Source organism: Streptomyces sp. NPDC056231 (genome assembly GCF_048270745.1).
Classification (GTDB): Bacteria; Actinomycetota; Actinomycetes; order Streptomycetales; family Streptomycetaceae; genus Streptomyces.
Genome location: NZ_JBLVKW010000010.1, coordinates 1 through 24,717, shown reverse-complemented (window position 1 = coordinate 24,717; position 24,717 = coordinate 1). Strand labels below are relative to the sequence as shown.

Below are 24,717 nucleotides of genomic sequence, written 5' to 3'. Positions count from 1 at the left end.
CCCTCTTTCCACCAAAAAAAAACAAAGTCCCCCCCCCCACCCCCCCCCCCGCGCGCGGGGGCGGGCGGCGCGCCGGGTTGGGGGGCGGGGGGTGGCGGCCCCCGGCGGGGGCGGCGCCCCTTCTCGCTTTCTCCCAGCCCTACTTGGTGAAGTAGAAGTACTTCCAGGCGCCGTGCGTGGTCGAGTTCACGGTGTCGCCGGAGGAGCCGTTGACGTACGAGGAGCGCAGACGCATCCGGTAGCCGGTCTCATGCGTCCCGCCGAGCGTCACGACGGATTTGCCGTCGGTGCCGAGCTTGAAGTACTTCGAGCCTCCGTCGTACCACTTGCCCTGGTAGTAGACCTGCAGGTCCAGCTTCTGCGCGCGGTTCTTGTAGTACGTCATGGTCGTGGTGACGACCGGGTCGGTCTTCTTGTGGAAGTACGCATACGAGGTCGAGCCGATCTTCGCCGTCTTGTACTGCTTGGCGACCGACGTGGAGATCTTCACCCGGGCGTACGCGGTCGACTTCACGGACCTCGGCGCGTACCGGGCGTCGCCCGCGAACACGGCGGTGACCGTGGTGTCCCGGGTCATGTCAACGGTCACCGACAGGTTTCCGCTGGAGTCGACCGTGCCCTTCCTGAGCAGCTTCTTCGGCTTGTCCGCACCGAACGGGTCGGACCAGATCTCCACGGTCCGGTTCTTGTACGTCGTGCCGAGGTGCGCGGTGAACGAGACGTCCGCGCCGTAGGAATAAGTGGAACCGTTCCGGTTCAGCGTCAGCGACGGCGTCGCCCGGGAGACGTCCACCTTCGCGGACGCGGAGGCCGCGGTGTGCGCGGCGTCACCGGCGTAGTGGACGGCGTAGGTGACGTCGCCGCCCGCGGGCGGGGTGTCCGTGAACGAGAACGCACCGTCCGCGGCGACCGTGGCCGTACCGAGCGACATGCCCTTCGGGCTGTCGAGGTCGGTACGGACCACCGTGACCTTCGCGTCCGCCGGGAACGGCTTGTCGGAGGTCAGCTTGCCGGTGGCCTCGAGCTGCTTGCCGCGGGCCGCCCGGGCGGGAGCGGAGAGCACCGCCGTGACCGGGTAGCGGGCGGCGTCGTCGAGGACGCGGAGATAGGTCCCGCCCTGACCCTGGGCGATGGCGAACAGCCGGCTTCCGTCCGGCGCCCAGCTCAGCCCCTGAGCGGCGATGATGTCGCCGCCGGGCGTGGACGCACCGTAGGTGTAGGTGCGGAACGGCTGCGTCGCACTGGGCTTGAAGACGAAGACGTCCTTGTCGTACGGGCTGTTGGCGGCCAGGGCGACCGTGCCGTCCGGTGCGATCGCGGCGGAGTCGGGGCCGTACGCGTCGATCGGGTAGCCGCCTGTGCGGGTCAGGTCAGCGGCGTTGATCGCCGTCGCCTCGTAGGAGGAAGTGCCCGAGGTGGTGACGATCTGCGTGCCGTCGGCGCTGAGCGCGAAGTCCGCCATCTCGCTGCGGGCATCGGCCTGCGTCCCCTCCTTGCACAGGACGGGGGCGCCGGTGGACACGTCGTACACCGCGAGACCCGACCAGGTGCCGTGGAATCCGAGCACCAGGGTGTTCCCGGCGGACTCCAGCTCGGGGGCGTCGGTCCACGTGTTGCCGGGGAGCCGGCCGAGAACGATCTCGGGGCTGCTCTGCGCGGGGTCGAACGAGCCCAGGTTGCGCGAGGACTCCTGCCCGTACGTGAACCAGACCTGTCCGCCCGCCACCGCCAGGGTCTGCGGGCCGGTGTTCTCGCCGGTGCTGTACCGGGCGGCCGCGGTCGAGTTGACCGTCTCGATGGCCACGACGGCGTCGGCGCCCGGGAGGGCCGCGTAGACGAATCCGGAGTCGGGCGAGATCGCCAGATCCCTGACGCCGGAGAGATTCGGAACGGTCGCCACGACCTGGCCCGTGTAGTCGGTGACGACGATCTTGTTTCCGGCCGGATCGCTGATGTAGACCCGCTTGTGGACACCGTCCACGGCGAGGTCGCCGTACGAGGAAACCGGAAGGGCCTTGGCCGAGTCGGCTGCCGCCGGTCCCGCGGCGCCGACGGCCATGGCCGACGAACTGAAGAGGACCGCGAGCGCGGTCGCCACGGTGCGCATGCGCACGTTGATACGTACCCCCAGGGAAAAACCCGGTTCGGTCGGCCGGGTGACGAGTCGGGCCGCGCGACACCCGCACATCGTCGGGTGAAGACGACGTGAAGGGCGCGGCCACACGCGCAGCGTATGTCATGACTGCGGCAAGTGGGGAGAGTTTTCGGGCCGGAGCCGGGGATCAGCGGCCGGCAGGTCTGCCCAGCCTTTGCCTGCATACCCATTCCTGACGGAGTGTCAGTTCAGTAACCTGACAGAGTGTCAGCTTATGGCTGGCCGGGTACAGGCACCCCGACGGACTTCTGGCAGGAGTGGGCGGAACGATGCTTGGATCGACTCACGGCACCCTCACCACACACTTCCGCGCCCGGGTGGTGGCCTGCGGCGAAGAGCCGCACGCCGCCGTCCACAGCATGGCGGTCGCCGCCGCGGAAGGCGATCTCGATGTCAGCGGCCGCCCGCTGCACGCTCCCGTGCCGGATCTGGACCGGTTCTTCCAGCCCGAGTCCGTGGCCGTCATCGGGGCGTCCGACGCCGAGGGCCGGCCCAATACCGGCATCACCCAGCAGCTCGTCGCCTGGGCCGAGCGGGTCGGGGCGCGGCTGCATCCGGTCCATCCCACGCGGGAGTCCGTGTTCGGCCGACCCTGCTCCCGTTCCGTCGCGGACCTGCCGGAGCAGGTCGATCTGGCGGTGCTGCTGGTCGGCGACCCGCTTCCGGTGATCGAGGAACTCGGGCAGGCCAAGGTGAAGTTCGCGGTCGCCTTCGCCTCCGGGTTCGCCGAGACCGGCGAGGAGGGCGCCGCCGCCCAGGCACGGCTGGCGGCCGCGGTGGAACGGTCGGGGCTGCGGCTGCTCGGGCCGAACACCAACCTCAACGCCTTCGAGAGGTTCCGGGACGACCTCGACGGGCCGGCGATCGCCCTGATCACCCAGTCCGGCCACCAGGGCCGACCCGTGTACACCCTCCAGGAGCTGGGCGTGAGGCTCTCGCACTGGGCGCCCACGGGCAACGAGGCCGATCTGGAGACCGCCGACTTCATCTCCTACTTCTCGCAGCGTCCCGAGGTCGGGGCCATCGCCTGTTACGTCGAGGGGCTCAAGGACGGCCGCTCCTTTCTACTCGCCGCCGACCGGGCGGCGCGGGCCGGGGTGCCGGTCGTGGCGGTCAAGGTGGGGCGTACGGAGACGGGGGCCAGGATGGCCGCGTCACACACCGGCAAGCTGACCGGCGCCGACCAGGTGGTGGACGCGGCGATGCGGCAGTTCGGCGTGATCCGGGTGGACGGGCTCGACGAACTCCAGGACACCGCGGCTCTGCTGGCCCGCGCGCGGACACCGCAGGCCGACGGGGTCGTCGTGTATTCGATCTCGGGCGGCACGGGCGCGCACTTCTCGGACCTGGCGACCGGGGCGGGGCTGAGGCTCCCCACCCTGTCCGAGGAGAAGCAGCGCGAGCTGCACGAGTGGATTCCCGGCTATCTGAACGTGGCGAACCCCGTCGACAACGGCGGGCACCCGGTCGGCGACTGGCGCGGCCGGAAGATCATCGACGCGATCCTCGCCGACCCGGACGTCGGGGTGCTCATCTGTCCGATCACCGGCCCGTTCCCCCCGATGAGCGACCGGCTCGCGCAGGACCTCGTGGACGCGGCGGAGACCACGGACAAGCTGGTGTGCGTGGTGTGGGGCTCGCCGGTCGGCACGGAGGACGCGTACCGCACGACGCTGCTCGGCTCGTCGCGCGTCGCCACCTTCCGTACCTTCGGCAACTGCATCACCGCCGTGAAGGCCTACCTGGACCACCACCGGTTCGCCGCCTCCTACCGCTCGCCCTTCGACGAGGCGCCGCGCACCCCGTCGCCCTCGTTCCGCAAGGCGCAGGCCCTGATACGCCCGGGCCACCAGCTGAGCGAGCACGCGGCGAAGCAGCTGCTGCGGGCGTACGGCATCCGTGTCCCGCGCGAGCAGCTGGTCACCAGCGCGGCCGCGTCCGTCCGCGCCGCGGGTCTGGTCGGCTACCCGGTCGTGATGAAGGCGTCGGGCGCGCATATCGCCCACAAGACGGAGCTCGGCCTGGTCAAGGTCGGGCTCACCTCCGCGAGCCAGGTCCGCGACGCGTACCGCGAACTGACCGACATCGCCCGCTACGAGGGCATCGAGCTGGACGGCGTCCTGGTCTGCCAGATGATCGAGCGGGGCGTCGAAATGATGGTCGGCGTCACGCACGACGCCCTGTTCGGACCGACAGTCACAGTCGGGCTCGGCGGTGTGCTCGTGGAGGTGCTGCACGACGCTGCGGTGCGGGTGCCGCCGTTCGGCGAGGACCAGGTGCGGGCGATGCTCGGCGAACTGCGCGGCCGGGCCCTCCTGGAAGGCGTACGCGGCGGACCGCCGGTGGACGTCGACGCGCTCATCGAGGTCGTGCTGCGGGTGCAGCGGATGGCGCTGGAACTGGGCGACGACCTCGCCGAGCTGGACATCAACCCGCTGACGGTGCTGGGGCGCGGGCAGGGCGCGGTGGCGCTGGACGCGCTGGCCGTCTGCCGCTGACAGGTCACCCCACCCGTCACCCCCTCTGCCAAGGAGCTGCCTCATGCCGTCCTCCCCCGAAGACACCGCCGAGCACACCGGGTCCGCCGCATCGGCCGACCCGCTCAGTTCATTGATACTCCACGCCACTGACAACGGCGTCTCGTGGATCACGCTGAACCGCCCCAAGGCGATGAACGCCGTCACCTGGGATCAGCGGGAACGCGTCATCGCGCTCCTCGGCGAGGCCTCCGCCGACCCGACGGTCCGGGCCGTCGTCCTCACCGCCACCGGCCGCGGCTTCTGCGCGGGCGCCGACCTGCGCGGCGCGCCGTCGACGGGTGACCGGATCCCCGGCGATGTGGCCCGCACCATCCGGCTCGGCGCGCAGCGCCTGATCGCCGCGGTCCTGGACTGCGAGAAACCGGTCGTCGCGGCCGTCAACGGCGCGGCGGCCGGCATCGGCGCCCACCTCGCGTTCGCCTGCGATCTCGTGCTCGCCGCCGAGTCGGCGAAGTTCATCGAGGTCTTCATGCGCCGCGGCCTTGTCCCCGACGGCGGCGGCGCGTATCTGCTGCCACGCCTGATCGGCCCGCAGCGCGCCAAGGAGCTGATGTTCTTCGGCGACTCGCTCCCGGCGAGGGAGGCGGAACGTCTGGGTCTGGTCAACCGGGTGGTCCCGGACGAGGAGCTGACGTCGACAGCCCGCGCATGGGCCCAGCGGCTGGCAGACGGCCCCACCCGGGCGATCGCCCTCACCAAGCAGCTGGTGAACGCATCGCTGGACTCCGACCGGGCGACAGCCTTCGCGGCGGAGGCGATGGCCCAGGAGATCAATATGACGACGCAGGACGCCAACGAGGGCGTGACGAGCTTCGTGGAGCGGCGCGCACCGAAGTACAGGGGGTTGTGAGGGCTCCGGAGGCGATCGCGTCGTCCTCCCCCGCTGCGAGGCGCCACTGCCCGGGGTCCGTGGCACCCAGGCTTCTCCCGTGCGGTGCGGCCGGAACTCACCGGCCGGCGTGGGCCACCGGGGGTCCCGGCCGCAGTCCGCCTACTCCCCGGCGAAGACGTCCTCGACGGAAGCAGCGCCGGGAGCGCGCAGGAGCCAGCGGCTCAGGGTGTCAAGGTCGGTACAGTCCGCGATGCGTTCGCGGGCCTCGTCAGGTACCTCGAGGCCGGCCTGGGCGAGGAGGAGCAAGATGCCCCGCGCGATGCCCTCTGCACGGCCTTCTGCGCGGCCTTCTGCGCGGCCTTCTGCGCGGCCTTCTGCGCGACCCTCGTCCCGGATCTCTTCCGAAAGGGGAGACTTGTAGAAGGAAAGGTCCACGGCCACCAGATTCCTGCACTGTTGTGCGGCCGGACGGTTGCCCAGGCCCTGTGCGGTGAGTTCGACGATGGGGTCGGCGATGGTTTCCGGTACGTCCCGCAGAGCGGTCGACAGTGTTTTGAGCATGGCACCGATGTCCGGATCGCCCGCGTGTGTGATCGCCGCCGGCGTGGCCAGCGCCAGGTCCTTGCGGGCCGCGCCCGGACCATCGCGTTGGCCGCCGGTTCGGCAACGATCTGTGCGGCCGACTCCGACGGGAGCCCCCGTTCGTCCAGCCGTGCGATGGTGAACAGCCGTGCGCGTGGGGCTCGTAGAACCACGTCCCCGGCCTTCCCATCTGACGCAGCGTCAGTTTCAATGGGGAGCGTGATGGGACACGCAGGCATGGCCGCCACCGCCGTCCGGTACCTCAGGTCCGTCGGCGCCGCCACCACCGCAGCGCCGACACCGGTCGATCCGCTGCCGCGCCCGGATCTGCGGGCCGTCGCCGACGACGAACGGCCGCCCGTCGACCCGGCCGAATTCCGCCACGTACTGGGTCACTTCGCGAGCGGGGTCACCATCGTCACCGCCCATGCCCCGGGCGACGCGGAGGGGCCGGCGGGCTTCGCCTGCCAGTCGTTCGCCTCGCTCTCCCTGGACCCGCCGCTGGTCACGTTCATGGTCGCCCGCACGTCGACGACCTGGCCCCGCATCGCCCGCGCCGGGGCCTTCTGCGTCAACATCCTGGGCGCGGACCAGGGCGCGCTGTGCCGGAGCTTCGCGGTCAGCGGTGCCGACAAGTTCGCGGGAGTGTCGTACGAGGCGGCTCCCGCGACAGGGTCACCGCTGCTGGACTCCGTACCGGCCTGGATCGACTGCCGCATCCAGGCCGTCCACACGGGGGGCGACCATCTGATCGTCGTCGGCCGGGTGGAGGCGCTGTGGGCGGCGGACGGGAGTGATCCGCTGCTGTTCCACCGGGGGACCTTCGGACGGTTCGGGCCGCTCACCGGATGAGCGTGCACCGGGGCCCCGGCCCGGATCCATGGGCGAACGTGCACCAGGGGGCCTCCGCTCGGCGCGCAAGTGGCCGTTCAGCTTCGGCACCCGATCGCGTCCGGCACCGTCAGCCGATTCCGTCGGCGGCGCCGGACGGCTCCCGGCCCCGCCGGATCACCAGCGCCATCAGCGCCGCCGTCGCGCACAGCGCCCCCGACGTGTACCAGACCATGTCGTACGAGCCGAACACGTCGCGTGCCACACCGCCGAGGAACGCCACCAGCGCCGCGCCCACCTGGTGGGAGGCGAGGACCCAGCCGAAGACGATCGCGCTGTCCTCGCCGTAATGCTCACGGCACAGGGCCAGCGTCGGCGGGACGGTGGCCACCCAGTCCAGGCCGTAGAAGACGATGAAGAAGACCATCGGCGGGTGCACGGCCGGTGCCATCAGCATCGGCAGGAAGAGCAGCGAGACGCCGCGCAACGCGTAGTAGACGGCGAGGAGCCGGCGGGCGTCGAAGCGGTCGGTGAGCCAGCCGGAGAAGACCGTGCCGATGATGTCGAAGACCCCGATGACGGCGAGCAGCGAGGCGGCCGCGGTGATGGGCATGCCGTGGTCGTGGGCCGACGGCACGAAGTGCGTACGGATCAGGCCGTTGGTCGAGGCGCCGCAGATCGCGAACGTGCCCGCGAGCAGCCAGAACGGTCCGGTGCGGGCGGCGTCGACCAGGACGCGTACGGTACGGGCCGCCGCACCCCGGCCCGGCGCCGGCTTCTCGGCGTACGCACCGCCGTAGGGGGCCAGGCCCACATCGGCCGGGTGGTCACGCATCAGGAGCCAGACGAACGGGACGACGACGAGCGCGGCCAGCGCGACGGTGACCGAGGCCGGGCGCCAGCCGTGCTCGTCGACGATCCATGCGCACAGCGGCAGGAAGACCAGCTGGCCGGAGGCGCCGGCCGCGGTGAGGATGCCGGTGACCAGGCCACGTCTGGCGACGAACCAGCGGTTGGTGACCGTGGCCGAGAAGGCCAGCGCCATCGAGCCGGTGCCGAGGCCGACGAGCAGCCCCCAATAGATCATCAGCTGCCAGGAGGCCGTCATCCAGACACTGGCCAATGCCCCCGCCGCGACCGCGGACAGGGCCACGACGACGACCCGGCGGATGCCGAACCGGTCCATCAGCGCGGCGGCGAACGGCGCGGTCAGTCCGTACAGCGCCATGTCGATCGAGACAGCGAGCCCGATCTCCCCGCGCGACCAGCCGAACTCCGTGTGCAGCGGGTCGATGAGAAGGCCGGGCAGGGAGTTGAACGCGGCGCCGCCGATGATCGTCACGAACGTGACGACGGCGACGATCCAGGCGCGATGGATGCGCAGGCGGGAGGGCCCGCGAGACGGTGTGCGGCCGGCCGGGCGGTCCTCGTCCCGGGCGGCCGCGCTCTCGGTTGTCTGGGTCACGTCGCCCAGCATCCGGCCCCGGGGAGTGCTCTCACGAGTGGCCGGAAGGACATGGTTCGCAGGAATCGGGCCATGGAGGAAGGCATCGGCCGGGGCGCGGCCGCCGGCTCACCTGATCCGCTCCAGGCGGCGGATCGGGCGGGCCACCAGCAGCACGCCCACCACCAGTGCGTTGATCACCGCTCCGGCCAGCAGCACCTCGGGGGCGCCCACCGCGTCCGCGACCGGTCCCGCCAGTGCCCGGCCCGCGGCCAGCATCAGCAGGGAGCCCGCCACGTCGTAGGCGTGCAGCCGGTTCAGGGCCTCCGGCGGGACGTGTGTCTGGACCGTCGTCGACCACATCACCAGCCAGAACGCGAACACCCCGCCCGCCACGAACTGCCCGACCCCCAGTGCGGACACCGGCAGCCGGAGCCCCAGCACCACCAGGTTCACGCACACACCGGTCAGCGCGATCGCGCCCGCCGCGAGCGGGCGGCGCGGTCTCAGCCGCAGGGCCAGCAGTCCACCGACCACGCTGCCCGCGCCGTTGACCGCCATCATCACGCCGTACGTCCCCGAGCCGTGCGCCTCGGTGACCTCGACCGCGGTCAGCGGGAGCATCGGGCCGATCACGGTGAATCCGTACACCGTCCAGATCGCGATCACCCCCCACAGCCAAGTGCGGGCCTTGAACTCCCGCCATCCGTCGACCAGTTCGGCGACGAACGTGCCGCGCTGCACCGCGTCGGACGCCATCGGGGCGAGCCGCATCAGGAAGAGGCAGACGCCGGAGACCGCGAACGTCGCCGCGTTCGCCGCGTACACCGCTCCGGCGCTCGCCAGTCCGACCAGAAGTCCCGCGAAGGCCGGGCCCGCCATCGTCATCAGTGCCTCGGAGACCCGGAGCACCGCGTTGCCGCGCTGCACGTCCAGCGACACCCGGGGCACGGTCGACGCGACTCCCGGCTGGAAGAGTGCGGCACCGACGCCGGCCACCGCACTGAGTGCGTACACCGCCCACAGCGGCGGGTTGCCGGTCGCGAAGGAGACGGCGAGCACCGATGCCCCGACCAGCCGCAGCGCATCGGCGATGATCATCATTCGACGCGGGGTGAAACGATCCGCCAGCACGCCGCCGAAGAGCACGAAGAGCGCCAGCGGGCCCATCCAGGCGGCCAGCGCGAAGCCGACGGACGCGTGCGGGCGACCGGCTCCCAGCAGACCTGCGGTGAGCGCCACCGGGATCATGCCGTCGCCGAAGAGTGCGGCGGTCCGGGCAATGAAGAAGAGCCGGAAGTTACGGTTCCAAAGCTCGCTTCCCGGTCGTTCGCCGTGCCGGCGCATGTCCAGGGGCGGCAGGGCGGGCGATGAATCCAAGGGGGACGACTGCGAGGGTGCGTTCGCGCGGGTCATGCCGGGAATGCACTCGTGCTCTGCTGACTTTTCCTTCACGTCGGTGACATGTATCAGCTTATGGTCTATACCACTAGGGGTGAAGGGAGCCTTGCTGTGAAACACAGAGTCGTCGTCCTCGCCCTCGACGGGGTGCTCCCGTTCGAACTGGGCATCCCTCAAAGGATCTTCGGCCTGGCACGCAGTTCCGAGCCGCATGACAAGGGCCGGAAACTGTACGAAGTCGTTACCTGTTCCGTCCGCCCACCGGGACCGGTCTCCACCGACGCGGACTTCACGATCACGGTCGAGCTCGGCCCCGAAGCACTGGCCACCGCCGACACGGTCGTCATCCCCGCCTCGTACGAACTCGGCCCCGTCTTCGACGAGGGCAGGCTGACGGACGAGCTCGCCGCGGCGTTCGCGCACATCAGGCCGGGCACCCGGCTCGTCTCGATCTGCACCGGCAGTTACGTCCTCGCCGCCGCCGGGTTCCTCGCCGGGCGCCCCGCCACCACGCACTGGTCGTCCGCCGACCACTTCCAGCAGCTGTTCCCGCAGGTCCAGGTCGACCCCGACGTCCTGTTCATCGACGACGGGGACGTGCTGACCTCCGCCGGGGTAGCCGCCGGAATCGACCTCTGCCTGCACATCGTGCGCCGCGACCACGGGACCGCCGTCGCCAATGACGTCGCCCGCCGCACGGTCGTACCCCCGCACCGGGACGGCGGGCAGGCCCAGTACATCCAGCGCCCCGTCCCCGAGGCGCAGTTCGCGACCACTACCTCGGCACGGGCCTGGGCGCTCGGCCGGCTGGAGCGCCCGATCCTGTTGCGCGACATGGCGCAGCAGGAATCGATGAGCGTACGGACGTTCACCCGCCGGTTCCGGGAGGAGGTCGGGGTCAGCCCCGTGCAGTGGCTGACCCGGCAGCGGGTCGAGCGGGCCCGGCAGTTGCTGGAGTCGACGGACCTGTCGATCGACCAGGTGGCGCGGGACGCGGGCTTCGGGACGCCCACGTCGCTGCGGCAGCATCTGCAGGCGGCGCTGGGGGTGTCCCCGACGGTGTACCGGCGCACGTTCCGGGCGGGGAGGGCATAGGCGGCCCCGTCCGGCACGGCGGTGTCGACCGCCGCACCCGTCTCGCACGATCGCAGGGCCGGGCCCGCGGTGCGAGACGCGGCACTCCGGCCCGGGTCCGGCCATGTGCAGGCCGTCCGTCGGATCACGGTGGCCCTTGTCGGCGGGGCCGGGTGCGGCGGCGTGAGGAGCCGCGGGGCTGCAGGACCGCCGGAACGGTCAGGGCGCCAGGGGATAGTGGCGGGGCGGTGGGAGAAAGGCGGGAGACCAGGGCCGTCACCGCGGTCTCGGCGATCGTCGAGGGGCGCAGGGTCACGGTGCTCACCGGCGGATCGTTCTCGGCGTAGGCGGGGTCCTCGCTGGCGCAGACGAGGAGGAGGTCGTCGGGGATCCGCAGGCCGTGGCGGGCCGCCGCAGCCAGAACCTGGCGGCCGCCGGGGTCGTAGACCGTGTAGACCGCGTCGCAGGCGCGGGCGGCGAAGACCGCGTCGAAGGCGTGGCCCGGGGTGTCGTACGGGTCGCAGGTGAGGAACAGCGTCTGGTGGCCGTGCTCGCGGCACCACTGCTCGTACGTGCGGGTCACGGCCCGGGTGTAGTGCTCGTCGCCGTACCCGGCGTGCAGGGCGATCCGCCGGGCGCCCGAGGCCACCAGGTGGCCGAGGACCTCGCGGGTGGTGGCGGTGTGGTCGTTGTCGACCCAGACGTCCCCGGGCCTCGGATCGACGGGCCGGCCGTCGAAGACGAGCGGGATGCCTCGGGCGCGCAGGGCACGCAGCACCGGGTCGCCCGCGGGGCTGTCGAGGAGCAGCATGCCGTCCACGGTGAGGGTGTGCCACGGCGTCGCGACACCGCGGGCGGCGGGGAGGATGGTCAGGGCGTAGCCGTGGGCGTGCGCGGTGGCGGTGGCAGTGGTCAGGAGCCGGGCGAAGTAAGGGATTTCGAGGAAGTTCCAGGCCGTTCCGGCGTAGGTCGTGACGGCCACGCCCAGGGTCCCTCCGGTACGCGGGATTCGCCGGGCGCCGTAGCCGAGCGCGGTGGCCACCTCGCGGACCCGGCGGCGCGTGGAGTCGGCGAGCCGACCGGTTCCGTTGAGAGCGTGCGAGACGGTGGCGGTGGAGACCTCCGCGGCGCGTGCCACGTCGGCGAGGGTGGGCCCTGACATGGCGCCATCGTATGGATTGCGGTGCGGATTCCGTCGTACGGGGTGGGTTCTGGTTACGGCGTTAATCAATGAGGGTCCGGCCACGGTAACGCAGCGCAACCCTTGGAGTAGTCATGACCTCTTCTTTCGCCCGGCGGAGCGTGCTCGCCGCAGGTGCGGCCGGACTGGTGGGTGTGGCGGCCGGCCCCGCGGCCGCCGCGCAGCGGGGCGCCGCGCACCGCAGTTCCGCGGCCATGGTCATCCACAACGCACAGGTGTTCACCGGGCTGCCCGGCGCCCGCCCCGTCGAGGCTGTGGCCGTCGGGCGCGACGGCCGGATTCTCGCCACCGGCCAAAATCGCGAACTGCGCCGCCTCGCCGGACGGGACACCGAGATCGTCGATGCGCGCGGGGCTACCGTGATGAGCGGCATCCACGACGGCCATGTGCACCCGCTCGGCGCGGGCGAGCGTTCACTGCGCCCCTCCCTGGAGGGCGCCGAGACGACCGCCGAGCAACTCGTGGCGATCCTCACGGGTTTCCTCAAGGACACGCCCGGCCAGGAGCCCGACGGCTGGCTGGTGGTCTCGGACTGGAACCCGGTCGGGCTGCTGCCGCAGGGCACCCTGCCCCACCACTCCCTGCTCGACACCCTCCCCACCCGTCGCCCGATCGCCCTCCTCGCGAGCGACGGCCACAACGCCTGGGTCAACGCCCGCGCCCTGCAGATCGCGGGCATCACCGCGACGACCCCCGATCCGGTGGGCGGGAAGATCGTGAAGGGGCCGGACGGGAAGCCCAGCGGGGTGCTCAAGGACGACGCCCAGGGCCTGGTGACCCGCCACATCCCGGAGCCGAGCGAGGCCGAACTGGTCGCCGCCTGCTCCCGGGTCCTCGCCCAGGTGGCGGCCTCCGGGGTGACCACGATGATGGACGCCATGGTCGGGCAGAGCGAGTTGGCGACGTATCAGGCTCTCGCGAACGCGGGGATGTTGCCGCAGCGGATCGTCCCCGCGATCAGGATCGACACGGACCTGGCGAAGGACCCGAAGGCAGCGCTTGCGTACGCGCGCGGGCTGCAGCGCTCTTTCCGTAACGTACCTGGGCTGCGGTTCGGGATGATCAAGGTGTTCCTCGACGGGGTGATCGAGTACCCGGCGCAGACCGCGGCGCTCCTGGAGCCCTATCTGGACGGCTCCGGACACCCGACGGACAACCGGGGTGAGCTGTACGTCTCCGGGCAGGATTACGGGCGGCTGACCGCGGCCTTCAACCGGGCCGGCTGGCAGCTGCACGCCCATGGGCTCGGCGACCGCGCGGTGCGCACGGCACTCGACGGATATGCGTACGCCCGGCGCACGACCCGGCTGCGCGACGCCCGGAACACCATCGCACACCTCCAGCTGGTGGACCCGGCGGACCTGGGGCGGTTCGCCGCGCTGGGCGTGGTGGCCTGCATGCAGCTCCAGTGGGCGCTACAGGACACGTGGACGATGGACGCCCTCCTGCCGTACATCGGGCCCGAGCGGCATCGGTGGATGTACCCCGCCCGCTCCCTGGAGCGGCACGGGGCCCGGCTCTCGGGCGGCTCGGACTGGCCGGTGGACCCGCTCCAGGTGTGGAACCAGGTCCGTACGGCGATCGACCGCACAGGCGCGGAGGGCGACGGCCCGCTCTACCGGGAGCTGGAGGGGCTGAGCCGTACGTCGGCTCTGCGCATGCACACGCACGGGACGGCATGGCAGCTGCGCATGGACCATCTGACGGGAACGGTCCGGCGCGGTCTGGCCGCGGATCTGGTCGTTCTCGACCGTGATGTGACGCGATGCCCGGTGGCGGACATCAGTGACACCCGTGTCGAACTGACCCTGGTGGGCGGCCGGGTCGTCCACGACGCGCACACCACGGCGGGCCGGGCCGCGGCCGCGCGAGTCGACCGGGCCGCCACCGGGCCCCGCCCGTCGGCATACGCGGCGGTGCACGGCGGACGACACAGGGCCTGCGGCTGCGGCCGCGACCGGCCGTAGCGTTCCTCGGCTCCGCGCCCCTGCTCGGCGAACGCCGCCCTTTCGGGTTACGCCCCGCACGGAAGGCCGTCCGGCAGGGGCGGCTGCACCAGCCGCTCACCTTCGCTGACCCCACGGCACGGCCCGGCGGTTTCCCACCGCCGGGCCGGTGGCGCGCCGCAGCTCCGTCCCACGGGCGGACGACGCTGCTTTCGGAACACGCCCTAGAAGACCAGCACCCCGCGCGCCACCCTTCCGTGGTGCGCGTCGTCCGCCGCCTTCGCGAAGTCCTCCACCGGGTACGTCTCCGTGACCAGTTCGTCGAGCATGAGGCGACCGGTCCGGTACAGCTCCGCGTACAGCGCGATGTCGCGCTGCGGGCGGGAGGAGCCGTACCGGCAGCCGAGGATCGACTTGTCCAGGTACAACGACGAGACCAGGAACGACGCCTCCGCCGTCGCCGCCGGGACGCCCAGCAGGATCGCCTGGCCGCGCCGGTCCAGCAGGTCGATCGCCTGACGGATCAGTTCCGTACGGCCCACGCACTCGAAGACGTGGTCGGCGCCGCTCGGCAGGATCTCCCGCACGGCCTTCGCCGACGTCAGGAAGTGCGTCGCACCGAACTGCCGCGCCACCGTCTCCTTCGCCGGGTTGGCGTCCACCGCGACGATCGTCAGCGCGCCCGCGATCCGGGCGCCCTGGATCACATTGAGCCCGATGCCACCGGTGCCGATCACGACGACCGTGTCGCCGCGGTCGACCTTCGCCCGGTTGAGTACGGCTCCGACGCCCGTCACCACGCCGCAGCCCATCAGGGCCGCGGAGGCCAGCGGGATGTCCGCCGGGATCTTCACCGCCTGCACGGCCTTGACCAGGGTCCGTTCGGCGAACGCGGAGTTGGACGCGAACTGGTACAGAGGTGTGCCGCCCCGGGAGAACGGCTGCCCAGGCATCCCGATCGCCTTGCGGCACATCGTCGGCCGGCCCCGGTCGCACTGGGCGCACGCGCCACAGCTGGCCAGGGTGGAGAGCGCGACGTGGTCGCCGGGCACGACATGGACGACGCCCGCGCCGACCGCCTCCACCACGCCCGCGCCCTCGTGCCCGAGGACCACCGGCAGCGGGAACGGGATGGTTCCGTCGACGACCGACAGATCGCTGTGGCACAGGCCCGCGGCGGCCACCGCGACCAGCACCTCGCCCGGGCCCGGGTCGCGTATCTCCAGGTCGTCGACTACCTCGGTCCGCTTGCCGTCGAAGACGACGCCTCTCATCTCGGCTCCCTCGGTAGGCCGAGCACCCGCTCGGCGATGATGTTCCGCTGGATCTCGTCCGAGCCGCCGTAGATGGTGTCGGACCGGGTGAACAGGAACAGGCGCTGTGCTTCGTCGAGTTCGTACGGCTCGGCGGGCGACCAGTCGTCCGGACCCACGGCTCCGGCGGCGCCCCTGATCTCCACGGCGAGTTCGCCGAGACGTCGGTGCCAGCCGCCCCAGAGCAGCTTGGCGACACTGGGGGCACCCGGGTCGCCCGAACCGCCCAGGGTGCGCAGGGCGTTCCAGCGCATGGTCTTCAGCTCCGCCCACTGCCGGACGAGCCGCTCGCGCAGCACGGGGTCGGTGACCGCGCCGCTGTCGACGGCGGCACGGATGACGCGGTCCAGTTCGGCGGCGAAGCCGATCTGCTGGACGAGGGTGGAGACACCGCGCTCCAGGGCGAGGAGGCCCATGGCGACGGCCCAGCCGTTGCCCTCGCCGCCGACGAGCTCCTCGGCGAACGCGCCGTCGAAGAAGACCTCGTTGAACTCGCTCGTGCCGGACATCTGGCGGATCGGCCGCACCTCGATACGGCCCGGCTGGTCCATCGGTACGAGCAGGAACGAAAGTCCGTGGTGGCGCTGTGAGCCGGGGGTGGTGCGGGCGAGGACGAAGCACCAGTCGGCGTCCCGTGCGAGCGAGGTCCAGATCTTCTGGCCGGTGACGGTGCGGCGGCCGGTGCCGTCGGATTCGGCGGTCGTGCGTATGCCGGCGAGGTCGGAGCCGGCTCCGGGTTCGCTGTACCCCTGGCACCAGAGCTCTTCACCGCGGGCGATGGCGGGGAGGAAACGCTGCTGCTGTGCGTCGGTGCCGTACGCGAGGAGGGTGGGGGCGAGGAGGTTCTCGCCGATGTGGCCGACGCGGGCGGGGGCGTTGACGCGGGCGTACTCCTCGGCCCAGACAACCTGCTGGGTGAGGGTGGCGCGCCGGTTTCCGTAGCCGGCTGCCCCGCTGTTCCAGCCGAGGCCGATCCAGCCGCCGCGGCCCAGCTCGCGCTCCCAGGCGCGGCCGCCCTCGGCGGCGCAGGGCTCTGTGAGGTGCGCCTGCAGCCAGGACCGGACCTCCTGGCGGAAGGCGTCGTCCGTTTCCTCGAACGCAAAGTCCACGTCGACTCCTCGGGTAGGGCGGAAATCCAGCCGCTCCGGCGATTGAGGAGCGGGGTCCGGGGCGGAGCCCCGGAGGGAGGTCACGCGTTGGGCCTCGCCTTCGCCGCCGCGGCGGCCGCCATCGCCTCCAGCTGCGCCAGCATCGGCATCGGGTCCGACCCCACCGTCCCCGGCAGGAAGTCGGCGATTCTTTCCGGGGTCCACGCCCCCTCCGCGTATCCCGCCCGCAGCTCCCTCGGCTGCGCCCAGACAGCGATCTTGGGCCCCGCGATCGTGTACACCTGGCCGGTGATCTTCTCCTCGCGGGCCCGCTCGCTGAGCAGGTAGACGACGAGTGCGGCAACGTCCTCCGGCTCGCCGATCTCCTTCAGCTCCATCGGGACGTTCGCGGACATCCGGGTCCGGGCCACCGGGGCGACCGCGTTCGCCGTGACGCCGTACTTGTGCAGGCCGAGCGCCGCACTGCGGACCAGCGAGATGATGCCGCCCTTCGCGGCGCTGTAGTTCGCCTGGGCGACGCTGCCCTGGTGGTTGCCGCTGGTGAAGCCGATCAGCGTGCCGCCCCCCTCCTGCTTCCGCATCACCGCCGAGGCCGCGCGGAAGACGGTGAAGGTGCCCTTGAGATGGGTGGCGACAACCGGGTCCCACTCCTCCTCGGTCATGTTGAACAGCATCCGTTCGCGAAGGATCCCGGCCACGCACACGACCCCGTCGATCCGCCCGAACCGGGCCAGCGCCGTGTCCACGACGCGCCGGCCCCCCTCCATCGTGGAGATGTCGTCGGCGACCGCGACCGCCTCGCCGCCCGCGGCCTCGATCTCCTTGACGACGGACTCGGCTATCGCACTGGTCGGTTCGCCGCCCTCGACGGAGACGCCGTAGTCGTTGACGACGACCCTGGCTCCCTCCGCCGCCGCGGCGATGGCGACGGCCCGTCCGATGCCACGGCCGGCACCGGTCACGGCCACCACCTTGCCTGCCAAGAAGTTCCCCATGCCCGGCCCCTTCCCGCGGTTTCTGACGGACCGTTAGATTTTATGGGCAGTCGGCTCCGTCAGCACAAGACCCGGCGCCCCACCGATTCGAGGAGGACCTCATGTCCCTGCCCGCCGAGTTCCACGAGATCGCCGAGCGCGTGAACAACTGGGGGCGCTGGGGCGCGGACGACGAGATCGGGACGCTCAACCTGATCACCGACGCGGTGGTGCGGGACGCGGCGGCCACCGTCCGGACGGGGCAGCGGATCCCTCTCGCGCTCCCGCTCCAGCAGGACGGTGTGCAGAGCGGACTGATTCCGGGGCGGGTCAACCCACTGCACGCCATGGTCCAGATCAACCAGGAACTCTTCGGCCCCGGCACGGTCGCGACCAGCGACGACATCGTGACGCTCGGCCTGCAGGCGGCCACCCACTGGGACGCGCTCACGCACGCCTCGCACTCGGGAAGGATCTACAACGGCCGTCCCGCCGCCACCGTCACCGCGCACGGCGGCGCCGAGTTCAGCGGAATCGACAAGCCCCCGCATCTCGTCTCGCGCGGCGTCCTGCTGGACGTGGCACGCGCCCACGGCGTCGACCGGCTGCCCGGCGACCACGCCGTCACCCCGGAAGACCTCGACGCGGCGGAGGAGTTCGCCGGCATCCGGGTCCGGGCCGGGGACATCGTGCTCGTACGCACCGGGCAGATCCAGGTGTATCTGGCCGGCGACAAGCACGCGTACGCCTATCCGTCACCCGGCCTGTCGATCCGGACGCCCGAGTGGTTCCGTGCCCGCGATGTCGCCGCGGTCGCCAACGACACGCTGACCTTCGAGATCTTCCCGGCAGAGATCGAGGACCTGTGGCTGGGCGTGCACGCGCTCGATCTGGTCGAGATGGGCATGCTGCAGGGCCAGAACTGGAACCTGGAGACGCTGTCCACAGCCTGTGCGGAGGAGAAGCGCTACGGCTTCCTGCTCTCCGCGATGCCGGAACCGTTCGTCGGCGCCACCGGCACGCCGGTCGCCCCGGTCGCCGTTCTCTGACCGGCCGCGGCCAGGAACGTTCCAGCGCATTCCGGCTGCTACGCGTGATGTGTGACGGCGCGCGACGGTTCGTGCGGGCCAGTGCTCTGGGCGCCGATGCCCGGCACGCCCGGACTCTGCGCACCCACCCGCATCTGCACCACCGGCGCGCCCCGGTCCACCTCGCACCAGATCCGCTTTCCGGCGCCCTCCGGCTGCCAGCCCCAGCGGTCGGCGAGGCCGTCGACCAGCTCCAGGCCGCGGCCGCCGGTGTCCTCACCCTGCGCGTACCGCTGCTGCGGCGGGCGGCAACTGGTGTCGGCCACCTCGACCCGTACGGTCCCGGCCGCCCCGGCGGCTCCCGTCGCGCCGAACAGCATGCGCAGTACGGCCGGACAGCCGGTGTGGACGATCGCATTGGTGACCAGCTCCGAGATCAGCAGGATGAGCGTCTCGGCCAGCGGCTCGTCGTCCCTTATCCCGGAGCCGACCAGTCTGGACCGCGCCCATCTACGGGCCCGCCCGACCTCCGCGGGATCCGGACCGACCTCCAGCTGAACCTGAAGCACCTGCACCGCTCACACCATCCGAACCGGCGGACACATCGCCTCGCGCCTCCTCAGGGTCACGGAACGTGATTCCCTTGCGAGACAGCATGGTTGACGTACAGTCACCGCAACAAGCGCTTCAGGCATATTCCAGCGCGAAGGAGTACGCGTGGTGCATACTGTGCGACGCCCGTCACGGGGAGTCGAACAGCAGCGCACCGAAGCCGCGCGGAACGCTCCCCGGGCAGGCCCGGCGCTTCTGCGTGGACCGCGAGCAGGGCACCTCGTCCGGACCGGAGTCGCCGCACGGGCAACACCCGGATCGCTCGGTTCCAGAACCACTCGCATCCCACGGAGCGTACCCGAGCAGAGGGCAACTGCGGCCCGTGACGAATCACGCAACGGACACAAGCCGGTATCGGCACTCACCGACTGCACCGGGTGACTCCGCAGCGTGAACCTCAGGAGTCGCCCCCGTCACATGCGTGCACTCCACACAGGTCTTCCGCCAGGGCCTCCTCGGCCTCTGCCGCCGTCAGCCACTGACCGGCCCGCAGCCACGCCCGCTTGAGATGCAGATGAACGTCCGCCTCCCAGGTGAAGCCCATGCCGCCGTGCACCTGGAGGCAGTCCCGTGCGTTGCGGACGGCCGCCTCGTCGGCGAGCAGCTTGGCGCCCGCGATCTCGGCCGGGTCAGCGGTCACCGCTGCCGCGTACACCGCCGTACGGGCCACCTCGGCACGCACCAGCATCTGGGCGCACAGGTGCTTGACCGCCTGGAAGGCGCCGATCGGCGATCCGAACTGCTCGCGGTCACGGGCGTGCCGGACGGCCATCTCGGTGGTCCGGGCGGCGCTGCCGAGCTGCTCGGCAGCGGTCAGCAGGGCACCTTCGAGCCGGAACGGCGCCGCACCGGGCATCGGGGTCCCGTCCCCGATGCCCGCCGTCACACGATGCAGGGGCGTGAGCGGGTCGAGTGACCGTACGGGCCGCGCCGTCCGTACGAGCTCCCGCACGTCGTCCCCCTCCAGGACCCGCGCCGCCCCGCCCCCCAGGGCGATCAGCGCGTCCGCCGCTTCCAGATGGGCCACCGGCCGCCCCTCGTCCAGCACCGCGACCACCGCCCCGCCGTCCGCCGCCCCCTTCACCGCCCCCGCGGCGAGATGCGTGGCCGCCAGCGGTCCCGGCAGCAGCACCCGCCCCGCCTCCTCGAACAGGAGCACGGACTCGGGCAGCCCGAGCCCCACGCCGCCGTCCGCCTCGGGCAGCCGCAGCGCGAAGAACCCGGCCGCGCCCAGCTCCCCCCACACCCCCCGGTCGACGGCCACGCCCGTGTCGAGGGCGGCCCGCATCCGGTCCCTGCCGAAGCGGCCGGCGAGCAGTTCCCGCATCCCTGCCCGCAGGACCCGCTGGTCGTCCGAAAGCTGGAAGTCCACAGTCCGCTCAGCGCCCCTTCGGCAGGCCGAGGATCCGCTCGGCGACGATGTTCCGCTGGATCTGCGAGGTGCCCGCGGCGATCGTGTACGAGAGCGAGGTCAGCCGGTCCAGGACCCAGTCCCGGTCCAGATCGGCCCCGTCCGCGCCGAGTACCTCCGCGGCCGCGTCGTACAGCTCCTGGCGGGCCTGCGAGTAGCGCAGCTTGAAGACCGAGCCGCCGGTGCCGGGGACGCCGCCGCTGCGCTGGGCCTCGCCGACGTTCCACTGGGTGAGCCGCCACAGCGCCCGGAATTCGGCGTTCAGTCTGCCGAGCGTCCTGCGCAGCACCGGGTCGTCCCAGCGGCCGCTGCGCCGCGCCTCGGCGGCCAGGGCGTTCAGGGTGCGGCGGCAGGCGACGACCTCGCCGACGAACGCCGTACCGCGTTCGAAGGAGAGGGTGACCATGGTGACCCGCCAGCCGTCGTTCTCGGCGCCGACCCGGTGGGAGACCGGCACCCGCACCTCGTCGAGGAACATCTCGGCGAACTCGGTGGATCCGGCGAGTGTGCGCAGCGGGCGGACGGTGACGCCCGGGGCGTCCATCCGCATCGCGAGCCAGCTGATCCCGCGGTGCTTCGGCGCCGCCGGATCCGTCCGCACGAGCAGCTCGCACCAGTCGGCGACCTCCGCGTGCGAGGTCCAGATCTTCTGGCCGGTGACGACATAGTGGTCGCCGTCCCGGACCGCCCGGGTCCGCAGCGAGGCCAGGTCGGAGCCCGCCTCCGGCTCGCTGAACCCCTGGCACCAGATCTCGTCGCCGCGCAGCACCGGCGGCAACCAGCGGGCGCGCTGCCCGGCCGTGCCCTCGGCCGCGATCGTGGGACCCGCGTGCAGGAGCCCGACAAAGTTCGCGCCGACGTAGGGCGCCCCGGCCCGCTCCGTCTCCTCCAGGAAGATCAGGTGCTGGGTGGGGGTGGCGCCTCGCCCGCCCGCGTCGACGGGCCAGTGCAGCCCCGCGTACCCGGCGTCGTACAGCATGCGCTGCCAGGCGGTGTCGTAGGCCCGCCGGCCAGGCCAGTCGTCGGGGCCGGGCTTCGCCGGCAGCCCGGGCAGCACCGTGGCGAGCCACTCCCGCAGCCGCGCCCGGAACTCCTGCTCCTCGTCCGTGTCCGCGAGATCCACTACCGGCCCCGGTCCCGGTCGAGATCCAGGTCCAGCATCCTGATCGCGTTTCCGCGCATCAGTTTGTAGACGGTCTCGTCGTCCAGTCCCTTGACGTGGTCGAGCGCGACCTCCTTCGTGTGCGGGAAGGTCGAGTCGACGTGCGGATAGTCGGTCTCGAAGGTGGCGTTGTCCCGCCCGACCACGTCGAGCGACGCGACCCCGTGCTTGTCGCGGAAGAAGCAGCAGAACATCTGCCGGTAGTAGTACGCCGACGGTGGCTCCGGGATCAGATCGCGCACCCCGCCCCAGGCCCGGTGCTCCTCCCACACGTCGTCGGCGCGCTCCAGGGCGTACGGGATCCAGCCCATCTGGCCCTCGCTGTAGGCCAGCTTCAGCTGCGGGAACTTCACCAGCACTCCGCTGAACAGGAAGTCCATCATCGAGGCCATCGCGTTGTTGAAGGAGAGCGAGGCCTGGACGGCGGGCGGGGCGTCCGGCGACGCGGCGGGCATCTGCGAACTGGACCCGATGTGCATGTTGACGACCGTGCCGGTCTCCTGGCAGACGGCGAAGAAGGGATCCCAGTGGCCGCTGTGGATCGACGGCAGGCCGAGATGGGTGGGGATCTCGGAGAACGTCACGGCCCGCACCCCGCGGGCGGCGTTCCGCCTGATCTCGGCGACCGCCAGGCCGATGTCCCAGAGCGGGATGATGCAGAGCGGAATCAGCCGGCCGTCGCTGTCGCCGCACCACTCCTCCACCATCCAGTCGTTGTAGGCACGCACACAGGCGAGCGCGACCTCCTTGTCCTTGGCCTCGGCGAAGGTCTGGCCGCAGAAGCGCGGGAAGGTGGGGAAGCAGAGCGACGCCTCGACATGGTTGAGATCCATGTCCTTGAGACGTTCGACGGGGTCCCAGCAGCCGCGCCGCATCTCGGCCCGGGTGATGCCCTCCAGCGACATCTCGTCGCGGTCGAAGCCGACGGCGGCGATGTTCCGCTTGTACGGGAACTTCAGGTCCTCGTAGATCCACCAGTCGGTCGGCGGCCCGTCCGGATCCATGGTGATGACGTACTTGCCGCCGGTGTACGCCAGCTCGCCGATACCGGCGGTGAGCGGCTGCGGGCCGCGGTCGCGGTACTTGGCGGGCAGCCAGGTCGAGAAGAGGTGCGGCGGCTCGATCACATGGTCGTCGACGCTGACGATCCGAGGCAGTTCCGTCATGGTGTCCCCTTCGGCGCACAAGGCATGTATCTGATGCCCCGTCAGATTTGACTCGGCTCTCAGGCTAGCCCCGCACCCCTGGACCGACAAGGCGCAGCGCTCTACGCTCTCCGCACGATCTGACTACCCGTCAGCTAAGAGGGAGCGGGGAACGCAGTGAACGAGACCGCACACGCCCTGGGCGCATCGGCCACCTTCTGGGAACTCATCGAGCGCCGCGCCGCGCTGACCCCGGACCGCCCCGTCCTCATCCAGGACGACCGCACCCTCACCTTCGGCGAGCTGCGCGACCGCTGCGAGCGGGTCGCGGCCGGCCTGTACGGGCTGGGGGTGCGCCCCGGCAGCGTCGTCGCCTGGCAGCTGCCGACCCGCCTGGAGACGGCGCTGCTCTCCTTCGCCCTCACCCGGCTCGGGGCCGTACAGTCGCCCGTCATCCCGTTCTACCGGGACCGCGAGGTGGGGTTCGCGCTGCGCGAGTCGAAAGCCGGCTTCTTCGCCGTGCCCGGCACCTGGCGCGGCTTCGACCACACCGCGATGGCGCACCGGATCGCCGCGGACCTCGAACAGCCGCCGCAGCTCCTCGAGGCGTACGAGGAGCTGCCGGACGGCGACCCCGCCGTGCTCCCGCCCCCTCCCACGGACGGTACGGCGGTGCGCTGGATCTACTGGACGTCGGGGACCACCTCCGACCCGAAGGGCGTCCTGCACACCGACCGCAGCCTGATCGCGGGCGGCTCGTGCCTGGCCCACGCACTGCACCTGTCGGCCGACGACATCGGCTCAATGGCGTTCCCGTTCGCCCATATCGCCGGGCCCGACTACACCGTGATGCTGCTGCTGTACGGATTCCCGGCGGTCCTGTTCGAGCACTTCGCGATGCCCGGGGCGCTGGACGGCTACCGGCGCCACAGGGTGACGGTCGCGGGCGGCTCGACCGCCTTCTACTCCATGTTCCTGACCGAACAGCGCAAGGACCCGACGCGCAAGGTGGTCCCCACGCTGCGGCTGCTGGCGGGCGGCGGCGCGCCGAAACCGCCGGAGATCTACCACGCGGTCGTACGGGAGATGGGCATCCAGCTCACCCACGGCTATGGCATGACCGAGGTTCCGATGATCACGATGGGCGCCCCCGACGACACGGCGGAGCACCTCGCCGAGACGGAGGGGCGGCCGCCCGAGGGCATGGAGATACGGATCACCGACGAGGACGGCAAGCCGCTGCCGTACGGGACGGACGGCGAGGTACGGCTCCGCGGGGAAGCCGTCTGCCAGGGCTATCTGAACGCGGCCCGGGACGCCTTCGACGCGGACGGCTTCCTGGTCACCGGCGATGTCGGCCATCTCCTGGAGAGCGGCCATCTGGTCCTCACCGGGCGGCTCAAGGACATCATCATCCGCAAGGGCGAGAACATCTCCGCCAAGGAGATCGAGGACCTGCTCCACCGCCACCCCGGGGTCGCCGACGCGGCCGTGATCGGACTGCCGGACGAGGAGCGCGGGGAACGTGTCTGCGCGGTCGTCGAGCAGCCGGCCGGCGCGGGGGTACTGACGCTGGCGGAGCTGTGCGGGTATCTGCGCACGGAGGGGCTCGCGGTGCACAAGCTGCCGGAGCAGCTGGAGGTGGTGGACGCGCTGCCGCGCAACGAGACGTTGCGGAAGGTGCTCAAGTACAGGCTGCGGGAGCAGTTCTCCTGACGGAAAACGGGTCGCCGCCGTCTCTCACCGCGTGCCGGGGTCCGAGGCATGGACCGTGTTTTCGGCCGCCTCGCCGACGCGGTCGCGCCCCTGTGAGGGCGGGGCCTGTGCGGGCTCGGCGACGAGACCGCACAGGCCCGGACGGTCTTAGACCGACCGGCAAATGGGAGGCGGCGTCGCGGGGCTGGGTGCGCACATCTGCCGCGTTGTCGTCAATCACCATGGCTCCGCCATGCCTCAA

General features: G+C 71.4%; 19 protein-coding genes. 7 read left to right on the top strand and 12 right to left on the bottom strand.

Annotated elements, in window-relative coordinates; genetic code table 11:
- Positions 1–139: 139 nt before the first annotated feature.
- Positions 140–2,107, bottom strand: a complete 1,968-nt coding sequence (locus ACNPQM_RS11020) for an Ig-like domain repeat protein (protein WP_418083871.1) — start codon at positions 2,105–2,107, stop codon at positions 140–142.
- Between the two features lie 317 nt (positions 2,108–2,424).
- Between ACNPQM_RS11020 and ACNPQM_RS11015 the strand changes: the two genes are divergently transcribed.
- Positions 2,425–4,653 carry an acetate--CoA ligase family protein gene (locus tag ACNPQM_RS11015; protein ID WP_418083870.1) on the top strand — a complete coding sequence of 743 codons (2,229 nt, stop codon included), beginning with the start codon at positions 2,425–2,427 and terminating at the stop codon, positions 4,651–4,653.
- Between the two features lie 43 nt (positions 4,654–4,696).
- Positions 4,697–5,545 carry an enoyl-CoA hydratase/isomerase family protein gene (locus ACNPQM_RS11010; protein ID WP_418083869.1) on the top strand — a complete coding sequence of 283 codons (849 nt, stop codon included), beginning with the start codon at positions 4,697–4,699 and terminating at the stop codon, positions 5,543–5,545.
- Positions 5,546–5,686: 141 nt separating this feature from the next.
- Here ACNPQM_RS11010 and ACNPQM_RS11005 read toward each other — a convergent pair whose 3' ends face one another.
- The gene (locus ACNPQM_RS11005; RefSeq protein WP_418083868.1) at positions 5,687–6,088 is read right to left on the bottom strand and encodes a hypothetical protein; all 402 of its coding nucleotides are present in this window, start codon (positions 6,086–6,088) and stop codon (positions 5,687–5,689) included.
- A 258-nt stretch (positions 6,089–6,346) separates the two neighbouring features.
- Between ACNPQM_RS11005 and ACNPQM_RS11000 the strand changes: the two genes are divergently transcribed.
- Positions 6,347–6,961 carry a flavin reductase family protein gene (locus ACNPQM_RS11000; RefSeq protein WP_358856798.1) on the top strand — a complete coding sequence of 205 codons (615 nt, stop codon included), beginning with the start codon at positions 6,347–6,349 and terminating at the stop codon, positions 6,959–6,961.
- A 109-nt stretch (positions 6,962–7,070) separates the two neighbouring features.
- Here ACNPQM_RS11000 and ACNPQM_RS10995 read toward each other — a convergent pair whose 3' ends face one another.
- Positions 7,071–8,405 (bottom strand): MFS transporter, encoded by a 1,335-nt coding sequence (locus ACNPQM_RS10995; protein WP_418083867.1) that lies wholly within the window; start codon positions 8,403–8,405, stop codon positions 7,071–7,073.
- Between the two features lie 108 nt (positions 8,406–8,513).
- Entirely contained in the window at positions 8,514–9,800 is a 1,287-nt protein-coding gene (locus ACNPQM_RS10990; protein WP_418083866.1) for an MFS transporter, read from the bottom strand.
- 96 nt (positions 9,801–9,896) lie between these two features.
- Here ACNPQM_RS10990 and ACNPQM_RS10985 point away from each other — a divergent pair, with 96 nt between their 5' ends.
- Positions 9,897–10,880, top strand: coding sequence for a GlxA family transcriptional regulator (locus ACNPQM_RS10985; RefSeq protein ID WP_358856796.1), 984 nt, complete (start codon positions 9,897–9,899; stop codon positions 10,878–10,880).
- 124 nt (positions 10,881–11,004) lie between these two features.
- On the opposite strand, the gene ACNPQM_RS10980 is transcribed toward ACNPQM_RS10985, so the two are convergent.
- Entirely contained in the window at positions 11,005–12,021 is a 1,017-nt protein-coding gene (locus ACNPQM_RS10980) for a LacI family DNA-binding transcriptional regulator (RefSeq protein WP_418083865.1), read from the bottom strand.
- A 113-nt stretch (positions 12,022–12,134) separates the two neighbouring features.
- On the opposite strand from ACNPQM_RS10980, the gene ACNPQM_RS10975 reads away from it, so the two are divergent.
- A complete protein-coding gene (locus ACNPQM_RS10975) occupies positions 12,135–14,027 on the top strand; it encodes an amidohydrolase (protein ID WP_418083864.1) in 1,893 nt (630 codons plus the stop codon).
- 203 nt (positions 14,028–14,230) lie between these two features.
- Here the strand turns inward: ACNPQM_RS10975 and ACNPQM_RS10970 are convergent, their stop codons facing one another.
- The 3 genes from ACNPQM_RS10970 to ACNPQM_RS10960 form a co-directional block, all read right to left on the bottom strand.
- Positions 14,231–15,280, bottom strand: coding sequence for a Zn-dependent alcohol dehydrogenase (locus ACNPQM_RS10970; protein ID WP_418083863.1), 1,050 nt, complete (start codon positions 15,278–15,280; stop codon positions 14,231–14,233).
- Positions 15,277–16,428 (bottom strand): acyl-CoA dehydrogenase family protein, encoded by a 1,152-nt coding sequence (locus tag ACNPQM_RS10965; RefSeq protein WP_418083862.1) that lies wholly within the window; start codon positions 16,426–16,428, stop codon positions 15,277–15,279. Before ACNPQM_RS10965 ends, ACNPQM_RS10970 begins: the two co-directional genes overlap by 4 nt.
- An 80-nt stretch (positions 16,429–16,508) precedes the next feature.
- Entirely contained in the window at positions 16,509–17,423 is a 915-nt protein-coding gene (locus tag ACNPQM_RS10960) for an SDR family oxidoreductase (RefSeq protein ID WP_358856791.1), read from the bottom strand.
- Positions 17,424–17,524: 101 nt separating this feature from the next.
- On the opposite strand from ACNPQM_RS10960, the gene ACNPQM_RS10955 reads away from it, so the two are divergent.
- Complete coding sequence (locus ACNPQM_RS10955; protein WP_358856790.1) at positions 17,525–18,451, top strand: cyclase family protein; 927 nt, start codon at positions 17,525–17,527, stop codon at positions 18,449–18,451.
- Between the two features lie 38 nt (positions 18,452–18,489).
- Here the strand turns inward: ACNPQM_RS10955 and ACNPQM_RS10950 are convergent, their stop codons facing one another.
- From ACNPQM_RS10950 to ACNPQM_RS10935, 4 genes are all read right to left on the bottom strand, one after another.
- Positions 18,490–19,005: an ATP-binding protein gene (locus tag ACNPQM_RS10950; RefSeq protein WP_358856789.1), complete on the bottom strand. Its 516-nt coding sequence runs from the start codon at positions 19,003–19,005 to the stop codon at positions 18,490–18,492.
- Positions 19,006–19,439: 434 nt separating this feature from the next.
- Entirely contained in the window at positions 19,440–20,414 is a 975-nt protein-coding gene (locus ACNPQM_RS10945; RefSeq protein ID WP_418083861.1) for an acyl-CoA dehydrogenase family protein, read from the bottom strand.
- Positions 20,415–20,421: 7 nt separating this feature from the next.
- On the bottom strand, positions 20,422–21,576 hold the full coding sequence (locus tag ACNPQM_RS10940) for an acyl-CoA dehydrogenase (RefSeq protein ID WP_418083860.1): 1,155 nt from the start codon (positions 21,574–21,576) through the stop codon (positions 20,422–20,424).
- Positions 21,576–22,781, bottom strand: coding sequence for an amidohydrolase family protein (locus ACNPQM_RS10935; protein ID WP_418083859.1), 1,206 nt, complete (start codon positions 22,779–22,781; stop codon positions 21,576–21,578). The genes ACNPQM_RS10940 and ACNPQM_RS10935 overlap by 1 nt, the downstream gene beginning before the upstream one ends.
- A 156-nt stretch (positions 22,782–22,937) precedes the next feature.
- On the opposite strand from ACNPQM_RS10935, the gene ACNPQM_RS10930 reads away from it, so the two are divergent.
- The gene (locus tag ACNPQM_RS10930) at positions 22,938–24,476 is read left to right on the top strand and encodes a class I adenylate-forming enzyme family protein (RefSeq protein WP_418083858.1); all 1,539 of its coding nucleotides are present in this window, start codon (positions 22,938–22,940) and stop codon (positions 24,474–24,476) included.
- Positions 24,477–24,717: the final 241 nt, after the last annotated feature.